The organism is Streptococcus australis ATCC 700641 (assembly GCF_000186465.1).
Classification (GTDB): Bacteria; Bacillota; Bacilli; order Lactobacillales; family Streptococcaceae; genus Streptococcus; species Streptococcus australis.
The window spans coordinates 2,034,351-2,045,733 of sequence record NZ_GL636091.1; the positions used below are offsets into that span (position 1 = coordinate 2,034,351).

At 40.6% G+C, this 11,383-nt stretch carries 12 protein-coding genes; 2 read left to right on the forward strand and 10 right to left on the reverse strand.

Annotated features, from left to right (window positions below; translation table 11 throughout):
- Positions 1-130: 130 nt before the first annotated feature.
- The 3 genes from hpf to HMPREF9421_RS09605 form a co-directional block, all read right to left on the reverse strand.
- Positions 131-676 carry a ribosome hibernation-promoting factor, HPF/YfiA family gene (hpf, locus tag HMPREF9421_RS09595; protein WP_006596830.1) on the reverse strand — a complete coding sequence of 182 codons (546 nt, stop codon included), beginning with the start codon at positions 674-676 and terminating at the stop codon, positions 131-133.
- 88 nt (positions 677-764) lie between these two features.
- Entirely contained in the window at positions 765-1,370 is a 606-nt protein-coding gene (locus HMPREF9421_RS09600) for a ComF family protein (protein ID WP_006596831.1), read from the reverse strand.
- Positions 1,371-1,432: 62 nt separating this feature from the next.
- Complete coding sequence (locus tag HMPREF9421_RS09605) at positions 1,433-2,731, reverse strand: ATP-dependent helicase ComFA (RefSeq protein ID WP_006596832.1); 1,299 nt, start codon at positions 2,729-2,731, stop codon at positions 1,433-1,435.
- A gap of 55 nt (positions 2,732-2,786) precedes the next feature.
- On the opposite strand from HMPREF9421_RS09605, the gene HMPREF9421_RS09610 reads away from it, so the two are divergent.
- Together HMPREF9421_RS09610 and cysK are read left to right on the forward strand one after the other, a co-directional pair.
- Positions 2,787-3,419 (forward strand): YigZ family protein, encoded by a 633-nt coding sequence (locus HMPREF9421_RS09610; RefSeq protein ID WP_006596833.1) that lies wholly within the window; start codon positions 2,787-2,789, stop codon positions 3,417-3,419.
- 91 nt (positions 3,420-3,510) lie between these two features.
- A complete protein-coding gene (cysK, locus tag HMPREF9421_RS09615) occupies positions 3,511-4,440 on the forward strand; it encodes a cysteine synthase A (protein WP_006596834.1) in 930 nt (309 codons plus the stop codon).
- 51 nt (positions 4,441-4,491) lie between these two features.
- On the opposite strand, the gene HMPREF9421_RS09620 is transcribed toward cysK, so the two are convergent.
- The 7 genes from HMPREF9421_RS09620 to HMPREF9421_RS09650 form a co-directional block, all read right to left on the reverse strand.
- A complete protein-coding gene (locus tag HMPREF9421_RS09620) occupies positions 4,492-4,860 on the reverse strand; it encodes a S1 RNA-binding domain-containing protein (RefSeq protein ID WP_006596835.1) in 369 nt (122 codons plus the stop codon).
- A complete protein-coding gene (locus HMPREF9421_RS09625; protein ID WP_006596952.1) occupies positions 4,857-6,263 on the reverse strand; it encodes a Cof-type HAD-IIB family hydrolase in 1,407 nt (468 codons plus the stop codon). The genes HMPREF9421_RS09620 and HMPREF9421_RS09625 overlap by 4 nt, the downstream gene beginning before the upstream one ends.
- A 44-nt stretch (positions 6,264-6,307) precedes the next feature.
- Positions 6,308-6,940, reverse strand: coding sequence for a response regulator transcription factor (locus HMPREF9421_RS09630; protein WP_040803116.1), 633 nt, complete (start codon positions 6,938-6,940; stop codon positions 6,308-6,310).
- Positions 6,918-7,937, reverse strand: a complete 1,020-nt coding sequence (locus HMPREF9421_RS09635; protein WP_006596838.1) for an envelope stress sensor histidine kinase LiaS — start codon at positions 7,935-7,937, stop codon at positions 6,918-6,920. Before HMPREF9421_RS09635 ends, HMPREF9421_RS09630 begins: the two co-directional genes overlap by 23 nt.
- Positions 7,934-8,629 carry a cell wall-active antibiotics response protein LiaF gene (gene liaF, locus HMPREF9421_RS09640; RefSeq protein ID WP_006596839.1) on the reverse strand — a complete coding sequence of 232 codons (696 nt, stop codon included), beginning with the start codon at positions 8,627-8,629 and terminating at the stop codon, positions 7,934-7,936. The genes HMPREF9421_RS09635 and liaF overlap by 4 nt, the downstream gene beginning before the upstream one ends.
- Positions 8,630-8,759: 130 nt before the next feature.
- Positions 8,760-10,631: a Stk1 family PASTA domain-containing Ser/Thr kinase gene (gene pknB, locus HMPREF9421_RS09645; RefSeq protein ID WP_006596840.1), complete on the reverse strand. Its 1,872-nt coding sequence runs from the start codon at positions 10,629-10,631 to the stop codon at positions 8,760-8,762.
- Positions 10,628-11,368, reverse strand: coding sequence for a Stp1/IreP family PP2C-type Ser/Thr phosphatase (locus tag HMPREF9421_RS09650; RefSeq protein ID WP_006596841.1), 741 nt, complete (start codon positions 11,366-11,368; stop codon positions 10,628-10,630). The genes pknB and HMPREF9421_RS09650 overlap by 4 nt, the downstream gene beginning before the upstream one ends.
- Positions 11,369-11,383: the final 15 nt, after the last annotated feature.

Consider the following 11,383-nt stretch of genomic DNA (forward strand, 5'->3'; position numbering starts at 1 on the left):
GCAATAACTTGTCAACAGCTTTTTTCTATTTTTTTAAATTTTTTTATGTTTTTTTGATTTTAGAAACTTTATCTTCTATAATATTGGAAAGCTCCTGTATATTCTACAGGAGCTTTCTTATTGTATTAGCTTATTTTTCTTTGACTTCAAGAAGTCCTACATCTCCATCTTCACGACGATAAATAACATTTGTTGTATTATCTTCCACATCTTTGTAGATGAAGAAATCATGTCCCAATAGTTCCATTTGTAGAATAGCTTCATCTAGTTCCATTGGTTCAATGTCAATCGTTTTTGTGCGGACAACTTTTTCAAGAGCAACACTTTCCTCAACCAGAGCGTCTGTAAAGATTTTGCTGGTTGCAGATTTGCTACGATTTTTCTTTTCAATTTTTGTTTTATTCTTTCGAATTTGACGTTCAATCTTATCAACCACCAAGTCGATAGATCCATACATATCTTGAGAAACATCTTCTGCACGAAGTGTAATAGAACCAAGTGGAATCGTGACTTCAACTTTTGCAGTTTTTTCACGATAAACTTTTAGGTTTACACGTGCATCCAATTCTTGCTCTGCTTGAAAATATTTTTCAATTTTTTCGAGTTTAGAAACGACATAGTCGTGAATGGCTTCTGTTACTTCTAGGTTTTCACCACGGATACTATATTTAATCATATAAGTACCTTCTTTCTAAACGTTTTTTCTTTTTATATCTACATTATAACGCTTTCATTTTATTTTTGCAAATATATTTTTGAATATTCTATCTTGCTAATGTAAAAGATCTTATTTCTTTCACCCCATTTACATTCAACATTTCTTTAGCTCTTTCTATTGTTGCTCCTGTTGTGTAGATATCATCCACTATCATTATTTTCTCTGGCCAGCTTTTGTTTTCAAACTCTTTTCGTCTAAAAGCTTGTTCTGTTTTTAATCTTTCCTTTTTATTTTTCTGTGATTGGGCTTTTGTATTCTTTTTTATCAATAGGTGTTGATGAGGAATTCCTGCTGACTCTAGGATGGCTGTTACCTGATTAAACCCTCTCTTCTCATTTCTCTCGTCACTTAAAGGAATTGGTACAATGGTATATCCTTTATACTTTTTAAGCTCTACCTTTATTTCCTCAGCAAAGAGACATGCTAACAGTTGGTCTCCCTGGAATTTGTATTTTTGAAAATATTCCTTCATTTCTTCATTATAATAGTAAAGTGCTTTATGGTTTACGCTTTTCCCTTTTCGTTCCCACTCTTGGCAATCTTCACAAGAAGTCTCTGAACTTTTTTTACAACAAGTCTTGCAACTAGCTTCACTAACTGGTTCAAACTTGTTTTTACAGTTGTCACACATAGTGAGATTCTCTTTTTTCATTAGGATGAGACCTCTTAAGGATTGCTGGTTAGTCAGCTCTTCATCACATAGCAAACAATTACTCAAAACCCTGCCTCCCGATTCATTTCTTTTATTTCTTTAATAGCTTGTGTCATTTCTTTGCTGGTTCCTTCTGCTAGGAAAAGCAATTCGCCTGTGGGTCTTTCCATACTTCTTCCCACACGACCAGCGATTTGAACTAGAGCGCTCTTGGTAAACAATCGATGGTTGGCCTCAATCACAAACACATCGACTTTAGGGAAGGTGACGCCCCGTTCAAGAATGGTCGTTGACACAAGGATAGTGATTTCTTGGTTGCGAAATTTTTCTACCAGTTCCAACCTATTTTCTGTTTTAGAGGTCACCAGTTCGATGATTTCATCCTTGAAGGCCCTTCTCAATAAACTGAGGATTTTTTCTCCTAATTCGATTTCTGATACAAATAGGATCAGGGGAAAGGAGTTTTTACGTTGGTCTTTTATTAGCTTGAGTAACTTCCCAGGCACTTGTTTCTTTTCTACTTTCTTTCGTAGATCTTTTAGCCATACTTTTCTAGGAATCACTAGAGGATTTCCGTGAAAGCGTCTGGGTAGGCTAACGCGTTTAATCTCCTGTTTTTTGACTTTTTTATCTAACTCTTTTGTAGAGGTAGCTGTCAAATAGATGAGCTTCCCATTCTTAGTTACGGCATTTGAAACGGCTTGATAGAGCACAGCATTATCAACAAATGGAAAGGCATCCACTTCGTCAATAATGAGGAGATTAAAGGCCCGATAGAATTTTAGTAGTTGGTGAGTGGTTGCTATGACAAGGGGAGTCCGAAAATAGGGTTCTGAATCTCCATGCAGGAGAGAAATAGGGCAGGTAAAATCCCTTGTCATACGATGGTAGAGTTCGATACAGACATCTATTCTAGGCGTAGCAATACAAACACTTTCTCCTCCTCGGATCACTTCTGCGACCACATGATACATCATCTCTGTTTTTCCAGCTCCTGTTACCGCATGCACCATAACAGGATCCTCTTGTCCTAACGATTGGACCAGAGCTTCTGAGACTCGACTTTGAAAGGGCGTTAAGGTTCCCTGCCAGTTCAAGACTTCCTCTTTAGGAAAGGCTACTTGTGGGAAATAGTATAAGGATTCATCGCCTCTAATCCTCCCTAATTGGATACAGGCTCGGCAATAATAACTGCCAATCTGCAGTTTCCAATGTTCTAGGTCAATCTGGCTTCCACAACGATTGCAGAATAACTTTCCTTTTTCCTCAATCATACTCGGGAGCAACTGGGCTTGTTCTATGACTTCTTGATCTACCTGCTCCTTTGTAAATAGACGTCCATAACAATCTTCTACTTTCATACTTATATATTCGTAAAAGCTCGCAGTTTTAAGAGTTTTTTTGTAAAATAAATGTATGGAATACAAGACTTTTAAAGAGGACGGTCTCGTCCAAGAAGAAATTAAAAAATCCCGCTTTCTTTGCCATGTTAAACGAGTTTATACTGAAGAGGAAGCTCGCGACTTTATAGCCGATATCAAGAAGGAACATTACAAAGCAACTCATAATTGCTCTGCTTTTGTCATTGGAGAGCAGTTTGAAATTAAACGAACCAGTGACGATGGCGAACCGAGTGGGACTGCCGGCGTGCCCATGCTAGGTGTTTTAGAGAATCACAAACTGACCAATGTCTGTTGCGTTGTCACTCGTTATTTTGGTGGGATCAAGCTAGGTGCAGGCGGTCTTATTCGCGCTTATGCCGGTAGCGTCGCTCAGGCTGTGAAAGAAATCGGACTCGTCGAAATCAAGGAGCAGGTTGGTCTAGGAATTAGCTTGACTTATCCCCAATACCAAGAGTTTGCGAACTTTCTATCCGCTCACCAATTAGCAGAATTTCAGACAGACTTCACCGATGCTGTCTTTAGTCTTGTCTACGTAGATAAGGAGCATAAAGAAGATGTGATTGCGGACCTGATTGATTTTTACCATGGAAAAATTGAGATTAGTGATCAGGGATTAAAGGAAGTGGAAATCCCCATTCAGCTATAAAAAAAGGCTATCACCTCGATAGCTTTTTTATATTTTACAAACCTTCTTACTGACGGTATACTGAATACACTAACAAAGGAGTGTATATCGTATGCCAATCTATCAAAATATTACAGAATTAATCGGAAAAACACCTATTGTAAAATTGAACCACTTAGTACCTGAAGGGGCTGCTGATGTCTATGTTAAATTAGAAGCCTTCAACCCTGGTTCATCTGTCAAAGACCGGATTGCTCTTAGCATGATTGAAAAAGCAGAACGAGATGGACTTCTTCAACCCGGTTCTACTATTGTTGAAGCAACCAGTGGAAATACAGGAATTGGTTTGTCATGGGTCGGGGCTGCCAAAGGGTATAAAGTCGTCATCGTCATGCCTGAAACCATGAGTGTTGAACGTCGAAAAATCATTCAAGCTTATGGAGCAGAACTTGTTTTAACTCCAGGTAGTGAAGGAATGAAAGGAGCTATCGCTAAAGCAGAAGAAATCGCTGCAGAACGAAACGGTTTCCTTCCCCTCCAATTTAACAATAGCGCCAACCCAGAAGTCCATGAAGCAACAACAGGACAAGAAATTTTAGAAGCTTTTGGGCCAAATGGATTGGATGCTTACGTCAGTGGTGTTGGTACTGGTGGAACTATTTCAGGTGTTTCTCATGCCTTGAAAAAAGTCAACCCTGCTGTCCAAGTCTATGCAGTTGAAGCAGATGAATCAGCGATTCTTTCTGGCGAAAAACCTGGTCCACACAAAATCCAAGGACTTTCAGCAGGTTTCATTCCAGAAACTCTGGATACAAATTCTTATGATGGCGTAATCCGTGTCACTTCGGAACAAGCTTTAGAATTAGGTCGCTACATTGGTGGACAAGAAGGATTCTTAGTTGGAATTTCATCTGCCGCCGCTATCTATGCAGCGATTAAAGTCGCAAAAGAGCTTGGAGCTGGTAAAAAAGTCTTGGCCTTGGCTCCTGATAATGGGGAACGTTACCTTTCTACTACTCTTTACGATTTTGAACAAGAATAAGAAAGAGGCTACAATGTAGCCTCTTTTCTTTCTATCTGCAGAAACAAATTCTTATTTTCCTTGACTAGTGTCACTCAAAAATTCTTTACTTTCTTTAATCCAAATCGATAATTGTTTGGCTAAAGGAGTAAAACCGATCTTATGGCGATCATTTGAAAAACGATGATGGCGGAAATGTTTTCTGTTCCCAGCTTCTAAGGTTCGAAGGGACAAGCTAGCCTTCCCAGAATATTCATCTATATCGATAACCTGGGTACAAACTTGATCCCCAATTTTTAAGATATCATGAATGTTGTCGATATATCCACTGCGGATTTCAGAAATATGGATCAAACCGGTTACCCCTGTCTCTAATTCAACAAAGGCTCCATAAGGTTGCAAGCCTGTCACAACACCCTTGAGTTTATCCCCGATTCTCATGCCTCTCCCTCAATGTCAATCGATTCCATGACCACATCTTCTTTAGGTTTGTCCATGGCACCTGTCTCAACTGCCGCAATTGTATCCAATACTTGATAAGAAACTTCATCCATCAGTTGCCCGAATACTGTGTGACGACGGTCCAAATGAGGAGTTCCTCCTTCTTCTGCATAAATCTCTGCAATGGCTTCAGGCCAACCGCCACGGGCAATTTCCTTTTTAGAATAAGGAAGGTGTTGGTTTTGAACAATGAAGAATTGACTGCCGTTGGTATTTGGACCAGCATTGGCCATGGATAGCGCACCACGGATATTGTACAACTCTTCTGAGAATTCATCTTCAAAAGACTCACCATAGATGGATTCTCCACCCATACCTGTTCCAGTTGGGTCCCCACCTTGAATCATGAAATCTTTAATGATGCGGTGGAAAATCACTCCATTGTAGTAGCCATCTTTCGCTAGCGCAATAAAGTTTGCTACTGTTTTCGGTGCTTGATCAGGGAAAAGTCGAATCTTCAGATCTCCATAGTTGGTATGAATCGTCGCAATTGGTCCTGTTTCTTGATCCATTTTTGTTTGTGGTAAGTGCAATTCTTTTTCAACCATTTTTAACTCCTCTAAGGCATGTAAGATGCCATCTTCTTCTAATTTTTTTGTGACATAATCTGCTTTGGCTTTTAATGCATCCTGGGCATTCCCCATGGCAATCGCTAAACCAGCATAATCAAATAGTTCTAAGTCATTCAATCCATCCCCAAATGTTAAGACATTTTCTGGTTTGAATCCCAATTTTTCGACTACTTTTGAGACACCGTGAGCTTTGGATTGTTGATCCAATACAACATCAGATGAAATTGGATGCCAGCGAACTAAACGTAATTCCTGCCCCAAGGCTTTTGGGAGAGCATCGATTTTTTTACTAGTCTCGAAAGTCCACATCTGATAAATGGGATGCTTAGTAGCAAAATCAGGATCCACTGGCAGGTTGGGATAGATGGGATCAATGGCCTGGCTCATCTCTTCTGTCCGATCTGAAAGAGCTGCTTGATGACTTCCAACCAAACCATAATGAATCCCTACCTGCTTGGCCCATGCAATAAAGTCCTGAACAAGTGGATTTGGTACCCTTTCTTCATAAATGACATTCTCTTTACGATCAATCACGTAGGAACCATTCAGAGTGACGTAGAAATCAGGTTGGAGAGCCTTGATTTCTTCTGGCACTCCAAAAATCCCTCGACCACTGGCAATGGCTGTGTAAATTCCTTTTTCTCGTAATTGTGAAAACACTCTGGTGACTGAAGCTGGAACATAACCTGTTTCAACATTTCGTAAGGTATCGTCAATATCAAAAAATACTATTTTAATCTTTTTCGCTTTGTAGCGCGTTTTTGCATCCATGTTGGTCTCCATTCAGTATGCTGTCTATTATAGCATCTTTTTGACTAAAAATCTTCCTGAGAGACCAAGTGATGTTGGAAGGCATAAACTACTGCTTGGGTACGATCGCTCACTTCTAATTTTGACAATATATTCGAGACGTGGGTCTTGACTGTTTTTAATGAAATGAATAATTCATCAGCTATCCGTTGATTTTCGTACCCCTTGGTGAGTAAAGCCAAGATATCTCGTTCACGCGCTGTCAGGTCATCATGGAGTTCCACGTGATTTTTTCGATATTCTACTTTTTGGCTGACTTCTGTTTCAATCGCCAACTCTCCCTGCTCCACCTTGTGGATTGCACGGAGAATTTCTTCTGCACTGGAAGTTTTGAGCATATAACCTTTGGCTCCTGCATCCAAGACAGGGTAGATTTTTTCATTGTCCAGATAGGAGGTTAGGATTAATATTTTTGCATCTGGCCAGTCCTTTAAGATGGCGAGTGTCGCTTCAATCCCGGTCATATGTGGCATGACAATATCCATAATAATGACGTCTGGTCGTTCTTGTAAGGCTAGCTCTACACCCTCTTGACCATCACTAGCCTCTAGGACTTGATCAACCCCATCTTGCATACTTAAATAACTTTTCAATCCTAATCGGACCATCTCATGATCATCTACTAGTAATAATTTCATCATTTTCTCCTTCTACTAATGGCACTTTGATATCAATGGCCACTCCCTTTTTGGGACTGGTCAAAATTTTAATTCTTCCTGCCATGTCATCCACTCGATCTTGAATATTCTTCATACCGTAACTTAGTTCACCCAGCGATTCCGGATCAAAGCCTACCCCGTCATCTGATAACTTGAGATGGAGGGATTGTTCAGTTTGCAAAAGATAAACATCCAAGCGCTTTGCATGCGCATGTTTCAGGGTATTGCTAACCACTTCTTGCACAATCCGGAAAATATGCTCTTCAATTGCTTTAGGTAATTTTTGAACATCGTGTTCAAAATGAACTTCTAAGTTACTCTTTTCTTGCAGTTCTCTAAAAATCACCTGGAGACCTTCTACCAAGTTTCGACCTTCTAATTCTGTCGGCCGCAGGTGTAATAAGAGAATCCGCAAATCGTTTTGAGCAGTGTTTAGAATTTCTGTAACCCCCTTCAACTGTTGCCCGATTTTAGGTAGTTGAAGAACCTGATCCTGACTGGCTACACCGGACAAAATCATATTCGCTGCAAATAATTCTTGGCTCACCGTATCATGGAGATCTCGAGCAATTCGCCTGCGTTCTCTTTCCACAATCTCTTCTTCATTTTGCATGACTCGATTTTCTGTACGTTGCAAATTTTCTGTCAGGCGTTTGAGCTTGCGATCTAAGCGTTGAAACTCTTCATTAATTTCTTTGTTTTCTCCAAATTTTAGCTTCTTGCCTTCGAGCAAATTTCTCAGATTTTTTTGGACGGTGTTCATGATTGTAAATTGAATCAATTTAATCAATAAGATCATCAAAATAGTAAGAGCAAGCGTCAAGCCAAATCCAATAAAAAGAAATGCACGAAGCTTTGATAAATCTTCCAATAGATAAGACCACTGAAAGTCAAAGAGACCAAAAATCGAATGGATAATTACAGCTAGAATTAAGACCGTATAAAGGAAGATTAAAAGATAGTCTGTTCGTTTCATCCTCTGACGACCTCCACATCTCCTACAATCCCCGCAATAACAAGCTTCACTGTTCGATGGGAACTTCGATAATTTGGAGTCTCCATGCTTACTGTCTCATTTCTCAATTTCCTAGGTTTTTGAGAGAAGAGTCGCAATTCTCCATATAAGGTATTCACCTGCAAGCTCAGCTCCACATCCACCGGCAAAATAATCTTCGTATTACCAAACATCTTTCTCATGATGATGACATTGTCATGATTCACTACAATCACTTCGTCTAAGTGGATCGTATCCTTCCCGAATAAACGTGTAATCGTCAAATCACGAAAATGGCAGTTTACCTTTGAAAAATGATGTAAATCCCCAATCCAAGGCGTTTTCTCTTGTCGGATTTCTACATCTTCCTCATAATCTATCTTAACTTCTTCGTTTTCACGGTAAAAATAGGGATAAGCCACCAGCAAGGCATAGACTACGGCAAACAAAAGTGCAGCGATGACATAAGGATTTAACATGACAATAAAAAACAGCAGGATGCTGGATGCCACTAAAAGAAAATTGCTCCGCTGTTTTCCAATGTAATAATACAATAGAAGCAAGCACAGAACCACGATTAGGATGATACGAGATATATTTCCCGCCAAAATAGTGATTGCAGCCATGGTGAGTAACAAAGCTTCAACAAACACAAACAATTGAATCTTCCACATAATTGAACCTCTCCATTCTATTTTATCAAAATTCTATGGGATTCGCTTCCGCCTCTAGAAGGATTCGTTCCAACTCTCTCTTTACTAAAAAACCCAGACCGTTTGGGTCTGGGTTTATAAGGTCATCATGTTAAGATTCTGGTTCAGTAGTCGCCGAAGGGTCCGTATTGGAATGGAATTCCACTGTTGTAGAGCTTGAACTTTCTGATGAACTGCTTGAAGCTTTCGTACTACTTGATGGTTCCGTCTTCGGTTCGTATACAGTCAAGACAATGCGAGTCTTTTTAATATCGATGCTCGATTGAGCTTCTGGAGTCTGACTCACAATTTGACCTGGTAGGACTTCTACACCAGCCGGAAGATGCGATGTGGTCTTCCGTTCAATATTTGCTTCCTTCACCCCATAGATCTGGACGAGATTAGAGACAGCAAATTCATAATAAGAACCGACATAACTTGGTAATTCGATGGAATTACTTTCCTTCGATACTTTCAGAACAATCTTTGTTTTAGAAGACAAATCATATTTTTGACCAGCGACAGGAGATTGCTCCATAACGATTCCTGGTTCCACTTCATTGGTCTCGACTTCTTCAATCGAAATCAGCTTGCTAGAAAGCTTATAGGTGGTTTTCAGATCGTTTTCCACATATTCTCTAGACATACCAGTATAGTCCGGCATATCAAAGGTGCTTGGCCCTTTCGAGACAACCAAATCAACCTTGCTGTTTTCCTTTTTCTGAGCTCCTGCATTTGGATTGGTACGGATTACATAACCCTCCAGCACCGAATCACTGTATTCTTCTTTTTCGTCTCCTACTTGAAGATCCTGATCTTCAATGATAGCCCGAGCTTCTGCTACCGTTTTTCCAGATACATCCGGAACTGTTTTGTTGGCTGGACTCATATAAAGAAGAAAGGCAAAAGCAGCTAGTACCAAAGCTAGGGCTACAAACAAGACCTTGTAGCGCGTCCGCAAACGACGACGTGCCTTATTTTTTGGAGAAACTGGAGCTGTTCGATCCTCTGAAACCACTGGTCGGTCCTCATGAACTGTAGGACGAGCTTCCGATGTTGGAAGTGGAGCCGGTTTTGGAACCACGTTCACCTTTGGTAAGGTCTTGGTATCCGCTTTTGAAGCGTCATCAAAGACTAATTTTTTCTCATTACGGCGTTCATAAGATAGACAACTTGACAAGTCGACATACATTTCAGCTACCGACTTATAGCGATCGGATAGTTTCTTTGCTGTGGCCTTAATAACAACATTTTCCAAAGCCTGCGGAACATTTTTGTTCTCTTCAATGATGGACGGAAGTGGTTTTTGGAAATGTTGCAGCGCAATGGTCACTGCACTATCCCCATCATAAGGGATATGACCCGTCAGCATTTCGTAGAAAATGATCCCCATTGCATAGATATCACTTTGAATAGAAGCCTTCGATCCTCTGGCTTGCTCTGGTGATAAATAATGAACCGAACCCAACATAGAGTTGGTCTGGGTGAGACTGGTCTCTGCAAAGGCTACTGCAATCCCAAAGTCAGAAACCTTGGCATTTCCGTCCGATGTTAAAAGGACATTTTGAGGTTTCAAATCACGGTGAATAATGCCTTGCGTGTGCGCCAAGCGCATAGCAAGAAGGATTTGCCCCATCAAGCGAACAGCTTCTTCATTTGAGAGAGGAGCATTTTCTTTGATATAGCGTTTCAAGTCCAAACCAGCGACATATTCCATCGCCAAGTATTGCTGGCCATCCTCTTCACCGATATCCGTGATCCGAACGATATTTGGATGATCCAAATCTGCCATCGCTTTGGCCTCTCGTTGGAAGCGAGCAACTGCAATTGGATCTGTTTGGTAATTGGTCCTCAGTACTTTAACTGCAACTTCTTCACCATCTAAGATTAAATCCCGAGCGAGGTAGACGTCTGCCATTCCTCCACGCCCGATTTGGCGGATTATCTTATATCGTCCGGCAAAAATTTTGCCGATTTGAATCATGCCATATCCTCCTCAGCAAAGCGAATCAGTACAACTGTAATATTGTCCAAACCGCCAGCATTATTCGCAAAGCGAATCAAGGTTTTTGCCTTTTCTTCAACCGATAAATCGCTGACAACGATATCACGGATTTCATCGCCAGAGATCATATTGGTTAATCCATCACTATTGATAACAATGAAATCTCCCGCTTCAACCGTAACCATACCAAAGTCTGGTTGCAATTCATCTTTTTGTCCAATGGATTGGGTGATGATATTGCGTTGGGGATGATGAGCCGCCTCTTCTTCCGTAATCTGGCCTGCCTTAAGCAAGGCGTTTACTAAGGAATGGTCACTGGTTAATTGATGGTATTCCCCATTACGTACGAGTCCAATTCGGGAATCCCCTACATGTGCAAATAAGACTTGGTCATCGATAATGGCAACAGCTTCGAGAGTTGTTCCCATTCCTTTATGTTCTTCATCTTGACCAATGCGATGGATCTGCTGGTTTTCTTTTTCCAGATACTCCGCAAACCACTCTCTGACTTCATTAATGGTGCTGATTTCAGTCGCTACCCAAGCAGCGCCGAGATCGGTAACAGCCATCTCGCTAGCAATATTACCAGCACGATGCCCCCCCATCCCGTCAGCTAGAAAAACCATGGATTTTCCCGCTTTATTTTTATATTGATTTGCATAGTCTTGGTTATTTGTCCGTCTTTGACCCACATCGGTTAAGATAGAAATTTCCATACTGTCCGTATCCTC

What these genes read in the sequence shown, in the direction of transcription:
- hpf (WP_006596830.1), bottom strand. Translation starts at nt 676, where the DNA reads ATGATTAAATATAGTATCCGTGGTGAAAACCTAGAAGTAACAGAAGCC.
- HMPREF9421_RS09600 (WP_006596831.1), bottom strand. Translation starts at nt 1,370, where the DNA reads ATGAAAAAAGAGAATCTCACTATGTGTGACAACTGTAAAAACAAGTTT.
- HMPREF9421_RS09605 (WP_006596832.1), bottom strand. Translation starts at nt 2,731, where the DNA reads ATGAAAGTAGAAGATTGTTATGGACGTCTATTTACAAAGGAGCAGGTA.
- HMPREF9421_RS09610 (WP_006596833.1), top strand. Translation starts at nt 2,787, where the DNA reads ATGGAATACAAGACTTTTAAAGAGGACGGTCTCGTCCAAGAAGAAATT.
- cysK (WP_006596834.1), top strand. Translation starts at nt 3,511, where the DNA reads ATGCCAATCTATCAAAATATTACAGAATTAATCGGAAAAACACCTATT.
- HMPREF9421_RS09620 (WP_006596835.1), bottom strand. Translation starts at nt 4,860, where the DNA reads ATGAGAATCGGGGATAAACTCAAGGGTGTTGTGACAGGCTTGCAACCT.
- HMPREF9421_RS09625 (WP_006596952.1), bottom strand. Translation starts at nt 6,263, where the DNA reads ATGGATGCAAAAACGCGCTACAAAGCGAAAAAGATTAAAATAGTATTT.
- HMPREF9421_RS09630 (WP_040803116.1), bottom strand. Translation starts at nt 6,940, where the DNA reads ATGAAATTATTACTAGTAGATGATCATGAGATGGTCCGATTAGGATTG.
- HMPREF9421_RS09635 (WP_006596838.1), bottom strand. Translation starts at nt 7,937, where the DNA reads ATGAAACGAACAGACTATCTTTTAATCTTCCTTTATACGGTCTTAATT.
- liaF (WP_006596839.1), bottom strand. Translation starts at nt 8,629, where the DNA reads ATGTGGAAGATTCAATTGTTTGTGTTTGTTGAAGCTTTGTTACTCACC.
- pknB (WP_006596840.1), bottom strand. Translation starts at nt 10,631, where the DNA reads ATGATTCAAATCGGCAAAATTTTTGCCGGACGATATAAGATAATCCGC.
- HMPREF9421_RS09650 (WP_006596841.1), bottom strand. Translation starts at nt 11,368, where the DNA reads ATGGAAATTTCTATCTTAACCGATGTGGGTCAAAGACGGACAAATAAC.